Source organism: Pseudomonas sp. VMV1, assembly GCF_056790235.1.
On sequence record NZ_JBXGSE010000007.1, the window covers coordinates 205,329 to 225,571 of the forward strand.

At 66.3% G+C, this 20,243-nt stretch carries 19 protein-coding genes and 1 riboswitch; of the genes, 11 read left to right on the top strand and 8 right to left on the bottom strand.

Annotated elements, in window-relative coordinates; all coding sequences use genetic code 11:
• Positions 1-301: 301 nt before the first annotated feature.
• Positions 302-2,389, bottom strand: a complete 2,088-nt coding sequence (locus ACUCV0_RS20030) for a PAS domain-containing protein (RefSeq protein WP_482213488.1) — start codon at positions 2,387-2,389, stop codon at positions 302-304.
• Between the two features lie 304 nt (positions 2,390-2,693).
• Here ACUCV0_RS20030 and ACUCV0_RS20035 point away from each other — a divergent pair, with 304 nt between their 5' ends.
• The gene (locus ACUCV0_RS20035) at positions 2,694-4,055 is read left to right on the top strand and encodes an MFS transporter (RefSeq protein WP_313648553.1); all 1,362 of its coding nucleotides are present in this window, start codon (positions 2,694-2,696) and stop codon (positions 4,053-4,055) included.
• A gap of 154 nt (positions 4,056-4,209) precedes the next feature.
• Entirely contained in the window at positions 4,210-5,280 is a 1,071-nt protein-coding gene (locus ACUCV0_RS20040) for a 2-isopropylmalate synthase (RefSeq protein WP_482213489.1), read from the top strand.
• On the opposite strand, the gene ACUCV0_RS20045 is transcribed toward ACUCV0_RS20040, so the two are convergent.
• The gene (locus ACUCV0_RS20045; protein WP_059316943.1) at positions 5,237-6,049 is read right to left on the bottom strand and encodes an AraC family transcriptional regulator; all 813 of its coding nucleotides are present in this window, start codon (positions 6,047-6,049) and stop codon (positions 5,237-5,239) included. The genes ACUCV0_RS20040 and ACUCV0_RS20045 overlap by 44 nt on opposite strands.
• Before the next feature lie 5 nt (positions 6,050-6,054).
• Positions 6,055-6,549, bottom strand: coding sequence for a MarR family winged helix-turn-helix transcriptional regulator (locus ACUCV0_RS20050; RefSeq protein ID WP_271653001.1), 495 nt, complete (start codon positions 6,547-6,549; stop codon positions 6,055-6,057).
• A gap of 78 nt (positions 6,550-6,627) precedes the next feature.
• Between ACUCV0_RS20050 and ACUCV0_RS20055 the strand changes: the two genes are divergently transcribed.
• Positions 6,628-7,842 carry an MFS transporter gene (locus ACUCV0_RS20055; RefSeq protein ID WP_482213490.1) on the top strand — a complete coding sequence of 405 codons (1,215 nt, stop codon included), beginning with the start codon at positions 6,628-6,630 and terminating at the stop codon, positions 7,840-7,842.
• Here the strand turns inward: ACUCV0_RS20055 and ACUCV0_RS20060 are convergent.
• Together ACUCV0_RS20060 and ACUCV0_RS20065 are read right to left on the bottom strand one after the other, a co-directional pair.
• Positions 7,839-9,155, bottom strand: coding sequence for an ATP-binding protein (locus ACUCV0_RS20060; protein ID WP_482213491.1), 1,317 nt, complete (start codon positions 9,153-9,155; stop codon positions 7,839-7,841). The genes ACUCV0_RS20055 and ACUCV0_RS20060 overlap by 4 nt on opposite strands.
• Positions 9,152-9,817 carry a response regulator gene (locus tag ACUCV0_RS20065; protein ID WP_482213492.1) on the bottom strand — a complete coding sequence of 222 codons (666 nt, stop codon included), beginning with the start codon at positions 9,815-9,817 and terminating at the stop codon, positions 9,152-9,154. The genes ACUCV0_RS20060 and ACUCV0_RS20065 overlap by 4 nt, the downstream gene beginning before the upstream one ends.
• Before the next feature lie 151 nt (positions 9,818-9,968).
• Between ACUCV0_RS20065 and ACUCV0_RS20070 the strand changes: the two genes are divergently transcribed.
• Complete coding sequence (locus ACUCV0_RS20070; RefSeq protein WP_133861367.1) at positions 9,969-10,235, top strand: PepSY domain-containing protein; 267 nt, start codon at positions 9,969-9,971, stop codon at positions 10,233-10,235.
• Positions 10,235-10,783 (top strand): cytochrome b/b6 domain-containing protein, encoded by a 549-nt coding sequence (locus ACUCV0_RS20075; protein ID WP_482213493.1) that lies wholly within the window; start codon positions 10,235-10,237, stop codon positions 10,781-10,783. Before ACUCV0_RS20070 ends, ACUCV0_RS20075 begins: the two co-directional genes overlap by 1 nt.
• On the opposite strand, the gene ACUCV0_RS20080 is transcribed toward ACUCV0_RS20075, so the two are convergent.
• The gene (locus ACUCV0_RS20080; protein WP_323147924.1) at positions 10,780-11,736 is read right to left on the bottom strand and encodes a cation diffusion facilitator family transporter; all 957 of its coding nucleotides are present in this window, start codon (positions 11,734-11,736) and stop codon (positions 10,780-10,782) included. The two genes, ACUCV0_RS20075 and ACUCV0_RS20080, sit on opposite strands and share 4 nt — an antisense overlap.
• A 247-nt stretch (positions 11,737-11,983) precedes the next feature.
• Between ACUCV0_RS20080 and ACUCV0_RS20085 the strand changes: the two genes are divergently transcribed.
• Together ACUCV0_RS20085 and ACUCV0_RS20090 are read left to right on the top strand one after the other, a co-directional pair.
• Positions 11,984-13,657 carry a phosphoethanolamine transferase gene (locus tag ACUCV0_RS20085; protein ID WP_482213494.1) on the top strand — a complete coding sequence of 558 codons (1,674 nt, stop codon included), beginning with the start codon at positions 11,984-11,986 and terminating at the stop codon, positions 13,655-13,657.
• 79 nt (positions 13,658-13,736) lie between these two features.
• A complete protein-coding gene (locus ACUCV0_RS20090) occupies positions 13,737-14,279 on the top strand; it encodes a cytochrome b (RefSeq protein ID WP_482213495.1) in 543 nt (180 codons plus the stop codon).
• A gap of 46 nt (positions 14,280-14,325) precedes the next feature.
• Here the strand turns inward: ACUCV0_RS20090 and ACUCV0_RS20095 are convergent, their stop codons facing one another.
• Positions 14,326-15,162 (bottom strand): SMP-30/gluconolactonase/LRE family protein, encoded by an 837-nt coding sequence (locus tag ACUCV0_RS20095; protein ID WP_482213496.1) that lies wholly within the window; start codon positions 15,160-15,162, stop codon positions 14,326-14,328.
• Complete coding sequence (gene mntP, locus ACUCV0_RS20100) at positions 15,162-15,734, bottom strand: manganese efflux pump MntP (protein WP_482213497.1); 573 nt, start codon at positions 15,732-15,734, stop codon at positions 15,162-15,164. The genes ACUCV0_RS20095 and mntP overlap by 1 nt, the downstream gene beginning before the upstream one ends.
• A gap of 4 nt (positions 15,735-15,738) precedes the next feature.
• Positions 15,739-15,907, bottom strand: a riboswitch (yybP-ykoY riboswitch).
• Between the two features lie 405 nt (positions 15,908-16,312).
• On the opposite strand from mntP, the gene pstS reads away from it, so the two are divergent.
• The 4 genes from pstS (at position 16,313) to pstB (ending at position 20,025) form a co-directional block, all read left to right on the top strand.
• On the top strand, positions 16,313-17,326 hold the full coding sequence (gene pstS, locus ACUCV0_RS20105) for a phosphate ABC transporter substrate-binding protein PstS (protein ID WP_271652990.1): 1,014 nt from the start codon (positions 16,313-16,315) through the stop codon (positions 17,324-17,326).
• A 79-nt stretch (positions 17,327-17,405) separates the two neighbouring features.
• A complete protein-coding gene (gene pstC / locus ACUCV0_RS20110) occupies positions 17,406-18,380 on the top strand; it encodes a phosphate ABC transporter permease subunit PstC (protein ID WP_059316153.1) in 975 nt (324 codons plus the stop codon).
• A complete protein-coding gene (gene pstA, locus ACUCV0_RS20115; RefSeq protein WP_059316152.1) occupies positions 18,380-19,255 on the top strand; it encodes a phosphate ABC transporter permease PstA in 876 nt (291 codons plus the stop codon). The genes pstC and pstA overlap by 1 nt, the downstream gene beginning before the upstream one ends.
• A 5-nt stretch (positions 19,256-19,260) precedes the next feature.
• On the top strand, positions 19,261-20,025 hold the full coding sequence (pstB, locus tag ACUCV0_RS20120) for a phosphate ABC transporter ATP-binding protein PstB (protein WP_059316941.1): 765 nt from the start codon (positions 19,261-19,263) through the stop codon (positions 20,023-20,025).
• Positions 20,026-20,243: the final 218 nt, after the last annotated feature.

Genomic DNA, 20,243 nt, shown 5'->3' on the forward strand with positions numbered 1-20,243 from the left:
GCTGCGCATTTTCTCCGCACAAAAAAGAGCCCGGATCCTCCCGGGCTCAAAAGCGCAGATGTCAGCTTCTACGATGCCTCTTCGGCACAGGGTAGAGCGTGCCACCACCAGGCTTATGGCTGGCTTAACGTCGCTAGCGGATGAGCGACGCCAGCAGGGCCATGAAGGCGATCATGGCGAAGATCAGCAGCAGGTGGACCAAGGATCGCTTGTCCATGGGCGTCTCGGCGGAAAGGACACGGGAAGGGATTCGATTCGCCAATGATAGCAAAAGGCTATCTATTTCGCTGTCGGACCTGGATCAGGGTGGGGTCAGCATCAGCTGGATGCGCCGTTCCAGGGCATCCAGGGTGAAGGGCTTGGTCAGCACCCGCATGCCGGCTTCGAGATCGCCGTCCCCGATGATGTGGCTTTCGGCGTAGCCGGTGATGAACAGCACCGGCAGGCCCGGACGCAGGCCGCGCAGGGCGTCGGCCAGCTGGCGACCATTGAATGTCCCGGGTAGGCCGACATCGGTGACCAGCAGGTCCAAAGGGGTGTCGGGCAGCAGCAGTGCCAGTGCCGTGGCGGCATCGGCCGCTTCCAGTACCTGGTAGCCCTGGGCCGTCATGACGTCGACCAGCAGGGCGCGGATGGTGGGTTCGTCGTCGACCACCAGGATGGTCTCGCCCTGGCCGGGAAGGTTGGGCTCGGGTTCGACATGGGCTGTGGTGTCAGCGATCGGCACCCGATGATGGCGCGGCAGATAGAGGTGGACCCAGGTACCCGCCTCGGGCGCGGATTCGATCTGGATCTCGCCACCCGACTGCAGCACGAAGCCATGCACCATGGACAGGCCCAGGCCGGTGCCCTGGCCCAGCGGTTTGGTGGTGAAGAAGGGATCGAAGACCCGGGCGCGCACCTCGTCGCTCATGCCGCTGCCGGTATCGCCCACGCTCAGGCGCACGTAGTCGCCCTGGGGCAGGGCGCAACGCTGGGCACGCGCCTCGTCGAGACGCTCGTTGCTCAGGACGATGCGGATGCGACCGCCCTCGGGCATGGCGTCGCGGGCATTGAGGCAGAGATTGAGCAGGGCGTTTTCCAGTTGCAAGCCGTCGATATGGGTCAGCCAGAGGCCTGGATCGGCCTCGCGCTCCAGGGCGATCTGCGGACCTATGCTGCGCTGGATGAGGTCTTCGAGGCCGATCACCAACTGGTCCAGGGCCACCGGCTGGGGGTCCAGGGTCTGGCGACGGGAAAAGGCCAGCAGGCGGTGGGTCAGGGCGGCGGCGCGCTGGGCGGCGCTGCGGGCGGTGCCGGTGTAGCGATCCAGGTTCTGCAGGCGGCCCTGCCGCAGACGCACGTCGAGCATCTCCAGCGAACCCAGGATACCGGTCAGCAGGTTATTGAAGTCATGGGCGATGCCGCCGGTGAGCTGGCCGACCGCCTCCATCTTCTGCGACTGGCGCAGGGCTTCTTCCATGAGGCGGATGCGCTCTTGCTCGTTGAGCCGCTCGGTCACGTCATAGGCGAACTGGTAGGCGCCGATGGTGCGGCCTTCGGCATCGTGCAAGGGGCTGAACTGCAGCTCGTAATGGCGCAGGCCTGGCTCCTCGCCCACCGAGATGATCTCGCTGAAGGTCTCGCCGGCGAAGGCGCGGCGCCAGTGAGCGAGGATGCCGTCGCGCAGTTCGGGACGGTGCCTGAGGCTTTCGCTGAAGGAGGCGCCGATACGGGGGCGGACCCCGATCACCTGTTCGAAGACATCGGCACCGGAGCCGTTGATCGCCAGCCAGCGGAAATTGAAATCCAGCACCTGAATCAGGGCGGCGGCGCCGTCCACCACGTTGGCCAGGATACGGTTGGCGGCCAGGGCGGCCTGCACCCGTTCTTCGAGGGTCTCGTTGAGTTGGCGCAGGGCGGCTTCGGCGCGCTTGCGTGGGGTGATGTCCTGGAACAGCACCGCGACCTGACGGCGGCTGGCCGGCTCCACGCGAAAGGCGGTGACGTCCAGGTAGCGCCCGGTGGCCACCAGCTCCTGTTCGAAGCGGATGGATTCGCCCGTCCGCAGTACGTGGCCGTAGCGGTCGAGCCAGGCCTGGGCCTCGTCGCCGACCATGTCGCGCAACTTCTGGCCCACCACATTGGGAATGCCGGCATGGGCGGCATAGGCCGGATTGGCCTCGACGTGAAGGTAATCGCTCAGGGGGCCATGGGGACCATCGAGGAACTCGATGATGCAGAAGCCTTCGTCCATGGCGTTGAAGAGGAACTGATAACGCTCGCTGGCCAGGGTGGCGGCGCCCTCCGACGGCATGGCCTGGTCGTCGAGCTGATGGCGCAGCTGCTGACTATGCTGCTCCAGCTCGGCGATGCGCGCCAGCAGGGAAGGGATATCGGCGAGGGGCACAGTGGACTCGTCAGGCCAGGATGAGGCGACGGCTTCGCTTCAAAGTCCGTATTAGATGTCTTTAGGCGGAAAAGTGCCACCCACGTCACGGATTGCCGCCCTGCTGATATCGCCCCCGGCGCTGGCTGCCTGGGGCTCGCCGTTACGGATCTCCTAGCCCTAACAAAGATGTCTGACCACTCTGCTTTGGGCGCATTGACACCTAGGGAAGTCACTCATACGATGTCATATGAATATCTAGTAACAGCTTTCCAACGACCCCGGTTCACCCCGGTCAATAACAACAAGTCAGGAAGCCTATTCGATGACTATCCAGGTCACTCCCGAGACGGAGTCCGTCTCGCGGCCGCAGGTCCCGCCCGTCGCCGCTACCCAGCAAACCTCCCGCTTCACGCGCTATCGCTGGCTGATCTGCGCCCTGCTGTTCGTCGCCATCGGTATCAACTACATCGACCGCCAGATGATCGGCATCCTCAAGCCCACGCTGCAGGCGGACCTGGGCTGGACGGAGACCGACTACGCCACGATCGTGTTCTGGTTCCAGTGCGCCTATGCCATCGGCTTCCTGACCTTTGGCCGCATCATCGACAAGGTCGGGGTACGCATCGGCTACGCCCTGGCCTTCACTATCTGGACCATCGCCAGCATCGGCCATGGCATCGCCCATACCGTCACGCACTTCGTGCTGGTGCGCTTCACCCTCGGCTTCGGCGAGTCCGGCAGCTTTCCGGCCAGCCTCAAGGCGGTGTCGGAATGGTTTCCGCAAAAGGAACGCGCCCAGGCTACCGGGCTGTTCAACGCCGGCACCGCCATGGGGCCAATCATCACACCTTTGCTGGTGCCGGCCATCACTTTGGCCTGGGGCTGGCGTGCGGCCTTCATCTCCATCGGCATCGTCACCGCGCTGTGGCTGATCGCCTGGTTGCTGATCTATCGTCGCCCTCACGAACACCCCAAGGTGAGTCGTGAAGAGCTGGCCTACATCCAGGCGGACGATGGCTCCCCGGTGGCGGCGACGCCGGCCACCCAGACCAAGATCTCCTGGTTCAAGCTGCTGACCTTTCGCGAGACCTGGGCTTACGCCGCGGGCAAGTTCCTTACCGATCCGATCTGGTGGCTCTACCTGTTCTGGCTGCCGGACTTCCTGGGCAAGACCTATGGCCTGAATCTGAAATCCTTCGGTCCGCCGTTGATCGCCATCTATATCCTGGCCGACATCGGTTCGGTGATGGGCGGCTGGGGCTCTTCCAAGCAGATGAAGCTCGGCCGCAGCGCCAACCTGGCACGCAAGACCACCATGCTGCTCTGCGCCCTGGCGGTCATTCCAATCGTCACCGCCCAGTTCGTCTCCAGCCTGTGGCTGGTGGTGGGCATCATCGGTCTCGCCGCCGCGGCACACCAGGCCTGGTCGGCCAACCTGATGACCCTGCCGTCGGACCTCTTCCCCAAGGAAGCCGTGGCCTCGGTGATCGGCATCGGCGGTACCGCGGGTGCCATCGGCGGCATGCTGATGACCACCTACAACGGTTACATCCTGCAGATCTTCAAGTCCTACCAGCCGATCTTCATCGTGGCCGGCAGCGCCTACCTGGTGGCCATCGTGGTCATCCATGTGCTCACGCCGCGGCTGAAGCCGGTACCGCTGGAGCGCATCTCGGTAGACTGATCGCCCTGCTGTTGAGGTCAAGAAAGCCGCCGGGTGCTCCCCGGCGGCTTTTTTCATCCGGTGGCTGTCCGGATCGCGCAGGGGGCTGTCCTGCTCGCAAGCGCAGCGGGGGGCGGCGCCGGTCAGACTCAAGGGCCCAGCCCTGGAGTCCCCCATGCTCAAGCAACCTCAGACCAAGTACCAAGCCTTCGCCGCGCCTCACCTGCCCGATCGCCAATGGCCGGGTCGCCAGCTGACCCAGGCGCCGCGCTGGTGCTCCACCGACCTGCGCGATGGCAACCAGGCCCTCATTGAACCCATGGGGTTGGAGCGCAAGCGGCGCTTCTTCGCCCTGCTGGTGGCGGTGGGCTACCGGGAAATCGAGGTGGCCTTTCCGGCGGCCTCGCAGACCGATTTCGCCTTCGTGCGCGAGCTGGTCACGGCGGACGGGCTGCCCCAGGATCTCTGGCTGCAGGTGATGACGCCAGCCCGCGTCGAACTGATCGACCGTACCTTCGAGTCTCTGGTCGGCGCGCCGCGCGCCATCGTGCACCTCTACAACGCCACCGCGCCGCTGTTTCGCCGGGTGGTGTTCGATCAGGATCGCGCCGCGACCCAGGCCATGGCGGTGGCCGGTACCCATCGGGTACGCGCCCGGTGCGATGCCCAGCCTGATACGGCCTGGACCTATCAGTATTCGCCCGAGACCTTCTGCTTTACCGAAGCGGACTTCGCCCTGGAGATCTGCCAGGCAGTGCTCGAGGCCTGGCAGCCCTCGGCCGAGCGACCGCTGATCCTCAATCTGCCGGCAACGGTGGAGGTGGCGACACCCAACGTCTATGCCGATCAGATCGAAGGCTTCATCCGCGGCCTGGGCCCGGCTCCCCATGTGACCATCAGCGTCCATCCGCACAATGATCGCGGCACCGGTGTCGCCTGTGCCGAGCTGGCCCAGCTGGCCGGCGCGACGCGGGTGGAAGGCTGCCTGTTCGGCAACGGCGAACGTACCGGCAACGTGGATCTGGTGACCCTGGCGCTGAATCTCTACAGCCAGGGCATAGCGCCGGGCATCGACTTTTCCCGGCTGGAGGAGGTGGCCAGCGTGGTGGAGGCCTGCAATCAGCTGGCGATCCATCCGCGTCATCCCTATGGCGGTCGCCTGGCGCTGGCCGCTCACCCGGAGCGGGGCGCGGCCCTGGGCCTCATCGATCCGGCGGACGTGGGCCTGGAAGCGCGTCTGGGCTAGGGGCGTCGGGCAGTCCCGCCTGGCCGCGATAGGCCGAAGGCGACACGCCCAGCACCTGGCGGAAGCGAGTGGCGAAGGCGCTCGGGCTGGCGTAGCCGTGATCCAGGGCCACGTCGACGATGGTGTGGCCGGCGGCCAGCGAGGTCAGGCTCGAATCCAGTCGCGCCCGCTGCAGCCACTGGCCGAAACTCAGGCCGGTCTCGCGGAGAAACAGCCGGCTCAGGGTGCGTTCGCTGACCGCCAGCCGGGCGGCAGCCCGGGTCAGGGTCCAGCGCTCGCCGGGATGCTGGCGCAGGTGGCGGCAGAGCTCGGCGAGCAGGGCATCGTTCGGCCAGGGCAGGTGGAGCCCGGCGGTGGGCGAACCCTGCAGTTCGTCGAGCATCAGCTGCAGGATGTACCGGGCGCGGCCCTCGGCCGGTCGGTCGACTGGCAGGGGCAGGGCGGCCAGGATGAGTTCCCGCAAGAGCGGTGAGACGGCGATCAGCTGGCAGCGCGTCGGCAGATCGGCGCGCACCTGGGGGTCGACGAACAGGGTGCGTACCTCGACGCGTCCCAGCAGGTGCAGGTCGTGCTCTTCGCCAGCGGGTACCCAGACGCCACGCTCCGGCGGCACCACCCAGCGTCCCTGGGCGGTGTTGACGATCACCACGCCGCACAGCGCATGGATCAGCTGCGCCTGGCGATGGCGGTGGGGCGGCACCCGGTCGCCATGGGCGAAGTCCTGGGCCACGGCGTGCAACCCGTTGCATGAGCTGAAGTCGATGAACATGGCCGTCAGGACGGCGCGCGGCCGGCCAGCCATTTGCCCAGCAAGGCATCCAGCTGCTGCTGCTCGGCCTCGCTGAGGGTAGCCAGGGCGCGGCGTTCGTTGTCGACATGGGCGGCCATCAGGCCGTCGATCAGGGCGAAGCCCGCGGCGGTGAGCGCCACCAGGGTGCTGCGGCGGTCCTCGGGATTCTTGCGGCGCTCGATCAGGCCTGCGCGCTCCAGGCGGTCGAGGCGATTGGTCATGCCGCCCGAGGAGATCATGGCCGACTCATAGAGCACCGTCGGGCTCAGGGCATAGGGCTCGCCAGCGCGCCTCAAGGTGGCCAGCACATCGAACTCGCCATAGTGCAGGCGGTGCTCGTCGAAGAAGGGCTGCAGGACATCGCGATTGAGCACCTGGGCGACCTCGCCGAGACGACCGACCAGGCGCATGGGCAGGGCGTCCAGGTCGGGGCGTTCCCGGTGCCACTGGTCCACGGCGAATTCGGCGCGATCGGCCATCGGATTACCTCGCGAATATGTCTTGATGTTAAGATACTTCTCGTCAAGAGAAATATCGCGTCACTCTGGAGATTGTCCATGCTTTCCGCGTCATCATCATCCCCGACTGCGCCCGCGCCGCGCCAGGATGCTTTCCTCGCCGTACTGCTCGTGCTGCTGGTCGGCCTCAACCTGCGGCCGATCCTGGCCGCCATCGGTCCGCTGCTGGATGGCATCCAGGCCGCGACCGGTCTGGAAGGCAGCGGCGCCGGGGCCCTCACCACCCTGCCCATCGCCGCCATGGGGCTCTGCGCCCTGGGCGGTGCCCGCTTGCAGGCCTGGCTCGGTGAGCGCCGTGGCATCGCCCTGGGCCTGTTGCTGCTGGCCCTGGCCAATGCCTTGCGCTGGGAGGAGCCAAGCGGCCTGGGGCTGATCCTCACCGCCGGCCTGGGTGGTGTCGGCATCGCCCTGGTACAGGCGCTGATCCCGGCCTATATCCGCCGCTGCTATCCGCAGCGTACCAGCACCCTGATGGGCCTCTACACCACCGGCATTATGGGCGGTGCCGCGGTGGCGGCGGCCAGTGCGGCGCCCCTGGCCGAGCACTGGGGCTGGGCCCAGGGCCTGGCGCTCTGGACCCTGCCGGTGCTGCTCGCCCTTGGCACCTGGCTGGCCCTGGCGCGCCCCGATGCGCCGGCGCAGACCATCACCCCCCGCGCCCAACCCTGGCGTCAGCGCCAGGGTTGGCTGCTACTGGCCTTCTTTGGCATCGGCACTGCGGCCTACACCCTGGTGCTGGCCTGGCTGCCGCCGTACTACACCGGTCTCGGCTGGCAACCGGCCGACAGCGGTCTGCTGCTGGGCGGCGTGAGTCTGGCCGAGGTCAGCGCCGGTCTGCTGCTGTCGGCCACCATCGCCCGGCTGCGCAATCGCCGTCCGCTGGTGCTGGGCGTACTCGGCGTGGTGCTGATCGGCTTGCTGTGCCTGGCCCTGGCGCCGCTGCAACTGGCGGTGCCCATCGCCATCCTGCTCGGCCTGGGCATCGGCGCGCTGTTTCCGCTGTCGCTGATCCTGGCGATGGACAAGGTCCGCGACCCGGCCGAGGCCGGTGCACTGCTCGGTTTCGTCCAGGGCGGCGGCTATCTCATCGCCAGCCTGGCGCCCCTGGCCGCCGGCATCCTGCGCGACTACCTGGACAGCCTGGCCAACGCCTGGCTGCTGATGGCGGTGGGTGTGGTGCTGCTGATGGGGCTTGGCCTGCGCCTGACCCGGCCCGCGCAGCCGGCCAAGGTGGCTGGCTACCAGCAGGCCTAGGCCGCGCGTGGCAGGTGCAGCTCCACGCAGAAGCCGCCCCGTGCTCGGTTGCTGAACCTCAGGATGCCGCCCAGGCGGCGGGTGATGGTCTCGACGATCGCCAGCCCCAGCCCGGCGCCCTGGGGATTGCCGGCGCTGTAGAAGCGATCGCACAGTCGCGCCAGGTCGGATTCGTCCACCCCGGGGCCGCGATCCTCCACCCGCAGCAGGACCCCGTCGTCCTGGCTGGCTTCGATGCCCACCTCCACTGTGCTGCCGGCTGGTGCGAAGGCCAGGGCGTTGGTCACCAGGTTCTGCAGGGCGATGGCGATGGCGTCCGGATCACCGAGCACCGCTGGCCCGGCCTGGGCCGCCAGCACCAGCTCCACCTGCCGCTCCAGCGCCAGCGGCGTCAATTCCGCCAGTTCTTCGCGCACCAAGGGTTCCAGGGTCAGCAGCTGGCTGGCCAGGCGCGTGGCCCGGCTGACGCCCTGGCGCAGATAGCCCAGGGCTTCCTCGCGTTCCTCGGGCGTCTCGGCGCGTTGGGCGTTCTGCGCGTGCAGATCGAGGATCGCCAGGGGCGTGCGCAATTCGTGAGCGGCATCGGCGATGAAGCGGCGCTCGCGATCGAGCAGGGTGCGCAGCTGGGCGAGCAGATGATCCAGGGCGCCTCGCATGGGCTGCAGTTCCGGGGGTAGCGTCGCCTCGGGCAGTGGCGCCAGGCTGTGCGGGTCGCGTTCGCGCAGGCCGCGGGCGAACTCCTGCAGGGGCCGCAATCCCCAGCCCAGCAGCAGCCAGAGCACCCCGACCAGCAGCGGCAGGCCCACCAGGGTCGGCCAGAGGGTATGGCTGACGATGCGCTGGATCAGGTCCTGGCGCAGATCCTCGCGCTCACCGACCCAGATGCGCAGGCCGCTGTCGGCGGTCCGCACCAGCATCCCGCACCACTCGCGACCGTTCTCGAACACCTCGTGCAGCCCCTCGGGCGGCACCTCGGCCAGCCGCGGCGCGTTGCCGGAACGAACCAGCAACTGGCCGTCGGCGGTCCAGACCTGAAAGGTCAGCTGGTTCTCGTAGGGGTGCGCCGGCACGTTGCCGGGACGGGGTTGCATGGCCTGGTCGAACACCCTGACCAGTTCGGGCCCGGTATCCGCCGCTGGAAGGCCGGCCTGCAGTAGCCCTTCCAGTAGCCGCGCGCCCTGTACCAGCTGGGCGTCGTAGATGCCCTCGATCTCGCGGTGACTGTCGCGCAGGGCCAGCAGGGCGAGGACCAGACTGCCGGCCAGCACCAGGGCCAGGGTAGGGGCGAGGATGCGGGTGCGGATGGCGATCACGGCTGGCGCTCCAGCAGATAGCCCACACCGCGTACGGTGCGGATCAACCCGCTGTCGAGCTTCTTGCGCAGGTTGTGGATGAGCACTTCAAGAGTATTGCCCGAGGCCGCTTCCTGCCAGCCATAGAGGGCGTTGCTCAGCCGCTCGCGGGTGATGACGGCGCCCGGTCGCAACAGCAGCAGATGCAGCAGTCGATACTCCATGGGCGTCATCACCACCTCGGCGCCGCGATAGTGCACCGTCAGGCTGGCCGGGTCGAGGCTGATGCCGGCGTGCTCCAGCAAGGGGTGCGCCCGGCCGCAGCTGCGACGGATCAGGGCGCGGATACGCGCCTTGAGTTCGTCCAGGTCGCACGGCTTGACCAGGTAGTCGTCGGCGCCGGCATCCAGGCCCTGGATGCGATCGGCCTTGGCGTCGCGGGAGGTGAGCACCAGTACCGGCACCTGACTGTCAGGCTGGCTGCGCAGGCGGCGCAGCAGGTCGAGGCCGTCGAGGCGCGGCAGGCCCAGGTCCAGCAGCACCAGATCGAAACGCTCGAGCGCCAGGGCGTGCTCGGCGGCCAGGCCGTCGGCCACCCAGTCCAGGGTATAGCCCTCGCCGCGCAGGGCCATGTGGATGCCCTGGGCCAGGGCCGCATCGTCTTCCACCAGCAGTACTCGCACGGCCGCGTTCCTCTCCGCTATGCCTCTAGCCCGCCATCATCGCCGGCGTCCTGGCGAAGCGGCAGGCGCATCTGTTACCGGGCGTTGCATCCTAAGATTGCATTAAGCTTCGGCGTCGAGTCTGGCCACTCCAACCACGAGGAGTGTCGCCATGCGCCGCCTGCTGCTGCCGTTGCTGTTCGCAAGTCCCCTGGCCCTTGCCGCCGAACCCCAGTGCACCCAGGCGGACAAGTCCACCTGGCAAGACGCCGAGAAATTCCAGGCGCAGCTGCGTGACCAGGGCTACGAGATCAAGAAATTCAAGATCACCAAGGGCAACTGCTACGAGATCTACGGCTTCGACAAGGACAAGCGCAAGGTCGAGATCTATCACGACCCGGTGAGCGGCAAGGCGGTCAAGAGCGAGATCGGCAGCTGATGAAGACGGCGACCGTGCGGCTCTGGGACCCCCTGGTACGGCTGTTCCACCTGTCGGTCGCCGCCGCCTTCTTCGCTAACTATTTCTTCAACGAGAAGGGCGCCTTCTGGCACCGCTGGATCGGCTACTACGCCAGTGCCTGGCTGCTGGTGCGGCTGGTCTGGGGCTTCGTCGGCCCGCGCAGCGCGCGCTGGAGCGACTGCTGGCCGACCCGTGCGCGGCTGAGCGCCCATCTGCGTGATCTCTGGCAGGGTCGGCCCCATCATCGCCTCGGCCATTCGCCCCTGGGCGCCCTGGTGATGCTGCTGATGATGGTCGCCATTGGCGGCCTGGGCGTGACCGGTTTCCTCATGCACGAGGTCGATGCCCTCTGGGGCGCCGACTGGCCCGAAGACCTGCACGCGCTCTTTGCCAATGGCCTGCTGGCCCTGGTCTGCCTGCACGCCCTGGCGGCGGTGGTGGAAAGCCTGAGGATTCGCGACAACCTGCCGCTGTCGATGCTGACCGGTCGCCGCCGCCCGCTGGATGAGTCTTCCCCGCGTGACTAGGCGCAGTGCCCGTCGAGGGTACCCGGCGGATCCACCTGCACCGTCACGTGCTGCAGGCCATGACGACTGCGCAGCAGCTCACCCACCAGGGTCGGCAACCGCAGCGGATCGCTGCCCGGTGCCGGGGTGATGTGCAGGGTGGCGATGCGGGTTTCGTCGGTCAGGGTCCAGACGTGCAGGTGGCCCACCTCGGCCACCTCCGGCAGGGCGCGCACCTCTGCCGTGGCGCCAGCGGTATCGAATTCCCGCGGCGCCGCCTGCAGCAGGACGGCACCAGCGTCACGCACCAGGGTCCAGGCCGATTTGACGATGAGCAGGGCGACCAGGATCGACAGCGCCGGATCCAGCCAGGTCCAGCCAGTCCAGAGGATGCCCAGGGCGGCGACGATGGCGCCTACCGACCCCAGCAGGTCGCCGGCCACGTGCAGCAGGGCACCACGTAGATTGCTGTCGTCCTTGTGCCCGCCGTTCAGCACCAGGAAGCCGACGATGTTGACCACCAGGCCGATCACCGCCACCACCAGCATGGGGCCGGACAAGACCTCGGTGGGCTCGCGCAATCGCATGATCGCTTCCCAGCCGATCCACAGGACCAGCAGCAGCAGGGCGACGCCGTTGGTCAGGGCCGCGAGGATGCGCACCCGGTGGAAGCCATAGGTGAAGCGGGCATTGGCGGCCTTGGCCGCCACCCGGTAGGCCACCAGCGCCAGCAGCAGGGCGGCGGCATCCGAGACCATGTGCCCCGAGTCGGCGATCAGCGCCAGGGAGCCGGACCACCAGCCACCTACGGCCTGGACGATGGCGTAGCCGAAGGTCAGACAGAAGACCAGCTTGAGCTTGCGCTCGTTGTCGGCGGTTACCCGCGGGGCATGGGAGTGACCATGGCCGTGCTCGTGGCCATGCTGATGATCGTGATCGTGATCGTGATCGTGGTGACGGGTGGAGCCACTCATCTCTAGGTCTCCGGCTGAAAAGAAGGCGAGGCGTGCAAGCGCCTCTCTATCTGACCATCCTGAAGCCTGAAGTGACTTCAGGGTCAAGCCAGCCTCACCTGCTGGATGACCGAGCGGTCATCTGTAACCGCGGATGAGCCACTAAGACTCCATTAAGGTTCGCCCTCCAGGGTGGCGGCTTCCTGTCGCCGGAGCCCGCCATGTTCGTTCGCCGCTGCCTCTCCATGCCCTCGCGCAGGGCGCCCTGATGCTGCTCGCTGCGCGCACTCGTCCCCAGGCCCGAGGTTGGCGACCCTGGTGCAACCTGTTGGCCTTGAGCAGCCTGAGTGGCCTGCTGTTGCTGGCCGACGACTTCCTCCAGCAGCTCTTCACTCCGAACAACCGCGCCGAACTGGAAGCGGGCTATGTCGCGGCGCTCTGGGTGTTCAGCCTGGCGCTGTGGCTGTGCAACCTGCCGCGCCTGGCGGCTGCCCTCCTGCTGCTGTTCGCCCTGATGCAGCTGCTGCAGCTGGGCAACCTGAGCTTTTTCGGCGAGCCGCTCAGTGCCATCGATATCCAGGCGCTGCTGGGCGATACCGCCGAGGTCCGCCAGACACTCTGGGTCAGCCTGCCCGAGCACTGGCCGGTGCTGCTGTGCGTGGGGCTGCCCTATGGCCTGCTGATCGCCCTGCATCTGTACCTGCCGGGCCGGGTGCCGCTGCCCGCCAGTCGCTGGGCGCTGATCCTGATCGCCGCGGTGCTGCTGTCCAAGCCCTATCGCGCCACCTACCGCAATCTCGACGCCTTCGTGCCCAGCCCCAGTCGCAGCGGCCTGCACAACAGCCTCAATGCCTTTTCCGCCTGGGCGGTGCGTCTGGCCGGGCGTAGCGAGGTGACCCTGCCGCCCACGGCCTATGCGCCCTATGACCTCGTCCAGGTGCCCAGCACCGCGCGACACGTCTGGCTGGTGGTGGCCGATTCCCTGCGCAGCGATCGCCTGGGCGCCTTCGGTTACCATCGCAATACCACCCCAAAGCTATCGGCCTATCTGGCGGGCAATCCCCAGGCGCTGATCCGGCCCGGGGTAGCGGCAGGGGTGGCCACCGACGTCAGCCTGCCCTATCTATTGAATCCCATCCGCGAGCCGGGCCAGGACCAGCGATTGCGCACCGGCGAGATCAACCTGTTCCGCTTCGCCCAGGCCGCCGGCTTTCGCACCCACTGGCTGTCGTCCCAGGAATCCAAGTTGCTGGCGCATCTGGGCAGTCGCTATCTGGACGTCTCCATCACCCGAGAGGACCATCCGCTGCGTTTCCTGCAACGCCAGGATCGTGCCCTGCTGGCTATCCTCGACGAACAGCGCTGGGCGCCGCGCAACTTCGTGGTGCTCAATCTGCGTACCGCGCACCTGCCCTATGCGCAGAACTACCGGCACGAGGCCACGCCAGCCCCCTGGCCGGACAGCGGTACCGAGGGCCAGGCCAATGCCTACGACAATTCGCTGCATTACCTGGATGGCCTGCTCGCCGAGATCCTCGCCGACTTCGACCGCCTGGAGGGTGAGCGCTACCTAATCATCACGGGCGATCACGGCCAGCGGCTGGGGGAGGGCGGTCACTGGGGGCACAACGACCTGGTGCCCGAGGTCAGCGATGTGCCAGTGATCGTGGTGGCACGGGACGCGCCGACCAACGCCCTGGCCAGTCTGCAGGGCGAGCGCTGGATCAGCCATTACGAAGCCGGCAGCTGGCTGGCGGAGCGCCTGGGTACCCGCATCGACAATCCCAATCGCCGCCCGGAGGAACACTTCGTCCATGGCAAGCTGCTGTTCAGCGATAATTTCGTGCAGCGCGTCTGCGAATCGCCCACCGGGCTGGTGCACCAGCCGCCGCAGCAACTGAGCAAGCTGCTGCTGGACAGCTCGGCAGCGCCCTGCGGTTGAGGCTGCAGCCGTCTTATCCTTGGCTCTAGGGCGCCGCTACACTGCCGGCGCCTTATCATCTCGTCATCAGGACCTCATCATGCCTTCGGCTTCATCCCTTTCCCGCTATGCCCGCAGCGCACGCCTGCTGCACTGGCTCATGGTCCTGCTGGTGCTGCTGGCCTATGTGCTGATCACCAACCGCGGTCAGTTCGAACGTGGCTCCCTGGAGCGCCAGTGGGTGACCCTCGGCCACTTCTGGGTGGGATTGCTGGTGTTGCTCCTGGTGGTGCCGCGCCTCTGGGTACGCCAGCGCCATCCGGTGCCACCCATCACGCCGCCGCTGGCCACAGGCCTTGAGCGGATCAGCCAGCTCACCCACTACGCCCTCTATGCCTTCCTGCTGGCCCAGCCGCTACTGGGCCTCTTCACCGTCTGGCTGACCATCGGCGAGGTGAAGATCCCCTCCAGCACCCTGGCGCTACCGTCGCCCTTCGCCGTGGATCGCGAGCTGGCGCAGTCGCTCAAGGGCGTGCACCTCTGGCTAGGCAAGGCCTTCTATTGGGTGATCGGGCTGCATGTGCTGGCCGCGCTCTGGCATCACCTGGTACGCCGGGACGATACCCTCAGGCGCATGCTCTAGGAGCAAGACGAAGTGGCACCGCGCGCAGGTGGCTTTAGTACGGAACCTAGCGTGGATAGAGCGCAATGATTCGGTCGCGCCCACCCTCGGCTAGCAGATAGCCGTCGCCCTTGGGCAGCAGGGCCTGGGGGGCACGTAGAAACGTCAGGATGGCGCGTGGCGCTGACTGGCGATCCCAGAGCAGCAGCCGAGCGCGGTGGGTGGAGTCTTCGCTGATCCACAGGCCGCGGTGGTCGCAGAGCAGAAAGCTCGGTTCGCGCAGCTCGCTCAGCGCCGGTGGATCGCGGCCATCGTCGCTGAGCTGACGCACCAGGCCACGGGATTTCTCGGTATAGAAGGCCGTGCCGTCCGGGCAGCGGGTAAAGGACTCCGCCTCGTCCAGGTGGTCGCGCAGCACCGTCAGGCTGCCGTCGGCGGCGTCGTAGCGCAGCAGGCGTCCCTCACCCTTGCGGTCTTCCACGGCATAGAGGTGCTCGCCTTCGACCCAGAGGCCCTGGGCGTTGATACCCATGAAGAGATCGCGACTGCCCGCGGCATCGAACCAGCGGATCGGATGAGTGCCGCCTTCCTGGCTATAGGCGAAACCGTTGCGATAGGGCGTCAGGCCATCGGGCTTGTACAGGCCCGCGCTAAGCACGCTGCGTCGGCCCTGGGCATCGATGCGCAGCAGGCGGCCCTTGCCATCCTTGAGTTCTTCCGCGGCGAGCAGGGCGTCGCCCTGCCAGGCCAGGGCGCTGGCCTTGGCGATGTCAGGATAGGCCACTTCGTAGTGCCAGCCCGTGGCGGCCTGGGCCGGCCAGAAGCGTTGCCAGGCGAGAAAGCCGACCGCGGCCAGCAGGCTCGCGGCCAGGGTGATGAGGGCGCCGCGCCAGAGCCGGGCCATCAGGCGGCGACGGAGGTCAGGTGCTCGTGGAGGATGACGGCGCCGATCACGATCAGCACCACGCCACCGAGCATTTCCGCACGCTTGCCGACCAGATTGCCCATCACCCGCCCCAGCATTACCCCGGTGGTCACCATGACCATGGTGGCGAGGCCGATGGCCAGGGCGGCAGTGATGATGTTGACGTCGATGAAGGCCAGGCCGACGCCTACGGCGAGGGCGTCGATGCTGGTGGCCACGGCCGTGAGCGCGAGCAGCATGAAGGAATGCTGGCGGGGTTTTTCTTCTTCCGCGTCGGGCGCGCCGAAGCCGGCCCAGATCATGCGCAGGCCCAGCACGGTGAGCAGGGTAAAGGCGATCCAGTGATCCCAGGGCTGGACGTACTGGGCGGCGGTCAGGCCGACGGCCCAGCCGATCACCGGGGTGATGGCTTCGATGACGCCAAAGATGGCACCGGTGCGCAGGGCTTCGCGCAGGCAGGGCTTGTGCAGGCTGGCACCCTTGCCGACGGCGGCGGCAAAGGCATCGGTGGACATGGCAAACGCCAGGAACATCAGGGAAGCGGGGTTCATCGTGACAGCGCCGGCCGGGCTCGGATCCACAAGACATCCCCGCACGCCCGGCACGGCGCGGTGATGCCCCTGGTCTCGCCAACCCTGACTGGCTGTCCTGACCACGGCGGTTGCCGAGTATGTTGATCAGGACGCTTTCCACCGTGGTGGAAGCAGGCTACTCCCCAAAGAGGCCGCCACCTTACCTAGCCGAATAGAGAAAGTCTATCTTGTAGATAGTTCTAATATATATAGCCTTGGCTAAATCTTCTGCCGTCCTGCATGGCTTGAAATCGGCCGAGGCAGCTGGATAGCGCTTGGCGACAGGGCTTTAGCCGCAGCACAGGATGCTGGTGATAGGCGACGGCGGCCTTCTACGCGTGGGCAGGGCGTCGCCAGAGGATCGCTGGAGGTCGTCTGCGAGCAGCTGAATGAGCATAGGAGCACACGACCTGAGGTGTCCCTGGAAGCAGCCATGAGCCGGTCAGAGCGGGCTGATACTGGCGCTCTGCCTTCCTCGTTTCGTCATGGCGCTGACACTTAATTGTCACATTTCGGCAATAGCCTAGCGCCAGCCCTCACTAGGTAATGGAGCAACCATGAAACGCACGTTCAGCCTCTCCCTGTTGTTGTCGGCCTTTTGCCTGAGCACTGCCGCTCATGCCGTGGATGTCACGGGCGCAGGTTCGAGCTTCGTGTATCCCGTTCTGTCGAAGTGGTCGCAGACCTTCAGCGAGAAGACCGGTAACCGCGTCAACTACCAATCCATCGGTTCTGGCGGCGGTATCGCCCAGATCAAGGCGGCCACCGTGGACTTCGGCGCCACCGACGCCCCGATGAGCACCGAGGACCTGCAGAAAGGCGGCCTGGGCCAGTTCCCGACCATCATCGGCGGCATCGTGCCGGTGGTGAACGTGGAAGGCATCGAGCCCGGCAAGCTGAAGCTCGACGGCCCGCTGCTGGCCAAGATCTTCATGGGTGAGGTCAAGACCTGGAACGATCCGGCCATCGCTGCCCTGAACCCCGGCATGAAGCTGCCCGCCAGCGCCATCACCGTAGTGCGCCGTTCGGACGGTTCGGGTACCTCCTACAACTTCACCAACTACCTGGCCAAGGTCAGCCCGGAGTGGAAGGAGAAGTTCAACTTCGGCACCACCGTCAACTGGCCGGTCGGTGTGGGTGGCAAGGGTAACGAGGGTATCGCTGCCTACGTCAAGCAGATCAAGGGCTCCATCGGCTACGTCGAGTACGCCTATGCGCTGACTAACAAGATGTCCCATGTGCAGCTGAAGAACGCCGCCGGCAACTTCGTGCAGCCTGACGCCAAGAGCTTCCAGGCCGCTGCCGCTACCGCCGATTGGAAGAGCGCCAAGGACTTCAACCTGTTGATGACCAACGCCCCGGGCGCCGATGCCTGGCCGATCACCGCCACCACCTGGATCGTGATGTACAAGGAGCCGAAGAACGAAGAGCGCAGCAAAGTCGCCTTCGACTTCTTCAAGTGGTCCCTGGAAAACGGCCAGAAGGACGCCGCGGCACTGGACTACGTCCCGGTTCCCGACGCGCTGGTCAAGCAGATCGAAGGCTACTGGGCTTCCGACTTCAAGAAGTAAGCAAGACCGCCTGCCGTCCGGGATCCCGCGAGGGGTCCGGGCGGCTTCGCGCATCCCGATCTGCTGACCGGAAATCGCCATGACCGATCAAACCCTTCCCCTTTCGGCCGCTCAGGAAGAGCGCATCCGCCGGGATACCCGCGCGGACACCTGGTTCCGGCGCCTGCTGTTCTCCGCGGCCCTGCTGGTACTCGCGGTGCTGGTCGGGGCAGCCCTGTCCACCCTCTGGGGTGGCCGCCTGGCCTTCATGACCTTTGGCCTGGATTTCCTGACGTCCGCCGAATGGGACGTCGGTGCCGAGAAATTCGGCGCCCTGGTGCCCATCTACGGCACCCTGATGACGTCGCTGATCGCCCTGCTGCTGGCCGTGCCCACCGCCTTCGGCATCGCCCTGTTCCTGTCGGAAATCGCTCCCACCTGGCTGCGCGGTCCGGTGGCTACGGCGGTGGAGCTGCTGGCAGGTATCCCCTCGATCATCTACGGCATGTGGGGCCTGTTCGTCTTCGGCCCCTTCATGGCCGCGTACATCTCGCCCTTCATCAACGACTATCTGGGCGCCATCCCGATCATCGGCATCCTGTTCCAGGGCCCGCCGCTGGGCATCGGCATGCTCACCGCCGGCATCATCCTGGCGATCATGATCCTGCCCTTCATCACCTCGGTGATGTACGAGGTGTTCCGCAGCGTGCCGCCCCAGCTCAAGGAGTCGGCCTATGCCCTGGGTTCAACGACCTGGGAAGTCTGCTGGGACATCGTACTGCCCTATACCCGCTCGGCGGTGGTCGGTGGCGCCTTCCTCGGTCTGGGGCGAGCCCTGGGCGAGACCATGGCGGTGACCTTCGTGCTGGGCAACGCCCACCAATTCTCCGCGTCGCTGATGATGCCGAGCAGCTCCATCGCCTCGGTGATCGCCAACGAATTCAACGAGGCCTACACCGATCTGCACCGCTCCTCGCTGATCGCCCTGGGCTTCCTGTTGTTCGTGGTGACCTTCTTCGTGCTGCTGGCGGCGCGTCTGATGTTGGCGCAGCTGTCGCGCAAGGCAGGTAACTGATGCATATCGACGCCTATCTCTATCGCAAGCGCCGGATCAAGAACGGTATCGCGCTGATCTTCGGCAGCGCCGCTGCCGTGGTCGGCCTGGGTTTCCTCACCTGGATCCTCGGCACCACCCTGCTCAAGGGACTCTCCGCCCTCAGCCCGACCATCTTCATCGAGATGACGCCGCCACCTGGCGCCACCGACGGTGGTCTGGCCAACGCCCTGTTCGGCAGCGTGCTGATCACCCTGCTGGCCACCGCCATCGGCGCCCCCATCGGCATCCTGGCCGGACTCTGGCTGGCCGAGTACGCCCGCCATTCGAAGCTCGGTCTGGTGGTGCGCTTCGTCAACGACATCCTGCTGTCGGCACCGTCCATCGTCATCGGTCTGTTCATCTACACCGCCGTGGTGGTACCGCTCAATCAGGCCACTGGCGGCAGCGTGGGCTTCTCCGGCTTCGCCGGGGCCCTGGCACTGGCCATGCTGGTGGTGCCGGTGGTGACCCGTACCACCGACGAGATGATGCAGCTGCAGCCCGCGGCCATGCGCGAAGCGGCCTTGGCGCTGGGCATTCCCCAGTGGAAGGTGACCCTGCAGGTCCTGTTGCGCGCCTCCCGCGCCGGCGTGGTGACCGGGGTGCTGCTGTCCATCGCCCGCATCACCGGCGAGACCGCGCCGCTGCTGTTCACCGCCTTTGGCAACCAGTACTGGAGCGCCGACCTGCTCAAGCCGATGGCCAGCGTGCCCGTGACCATCTTCCAGTTCGCCATGAGTCCGTTCGAGAACTGGCAGCAACTGGCCTGGGCCGGCGCCTTGCTGCTGACCCTGTTCGTGCTGTTCCTGAACCTTTCCTCTCGCTTCTTCTTTCGCAACCGGGATTCCAAGTGACCACCATGCAGACGCAGATACCGGAACTGCAGGCGCGCGACGTCGGCTTCCGTTACAAGGGCCATCAGGCGCTCAAGTCGATCAACCTGGACATCGCGGCCAAGCAGATCACCGCCATCATCGGCCCCTCCGGATGCGGCAAGTCCACGCTGCTGCGCATCTTCAACCGCATCTACTCGGAGTACCCGGGGCTGGAAGCGACCGGCGAGATCCTCATGGACGGGGAGAACATCCTCGATCCCAAGTACTCGCTGAGCCGCCTGCGCAGCACCATCGGCATGGTGTTCCAGAAACCGGTGCCTTTCCCCATGTCCATCGCCGACAACGTCGCCTACGGCATCCGCCACCACGAGCGGCTGTCCCGCGTCGAGTTGCAGGATCGCGTCGAGCAGGCCCTGCGCGGTGCCGCGCTGTGGGATGAGGTCAAGGACAAGCTGAATCAGAGCGCCCTGGGGCTCTCCGGTGGTCAACAGCAACGCCTGTGCATCGCTCGTACCATCGCCCTGCGTCCGCGGGTGTTGCTGCTGGACGAACCGACCTCGGCGCTGGATCCCATCTCCACCGCGCGTATCGAGCAGCTGCTGGCCGAGCTCAAGCAGGACTTCACCGTGGTCATCGTCACCCACAACATGCAGCAGGCGGCGCGCTGCTCCGACGTCACCGCCTTCATGTACCTGGGCGAGCTGATCGAGGTGGACAAGACCGACAAGATCTTCACCAAGCCGGACAAGAAGCAGACCGAGGACTACATCACCGGTCGCTTCGGCTGATACGGCGTCGGTTCGAAACGAGGCCACTCCCTGGAGTGGCCTTTTTCATGGGCGACTGAAAAGCGGCGAGCCAGGGCCTCTGGTCGTCCTCATCCTTCCCGGTCCGCAGCGGAGCCGTCCGAACGGATGAATCTTTGGTTAAATTTTGCTTTAAATTCAGTGACTTGAATTAAAACCTTTATGTTCCTGCAAGCAAAACGACATCTCTTCTGCCGAGA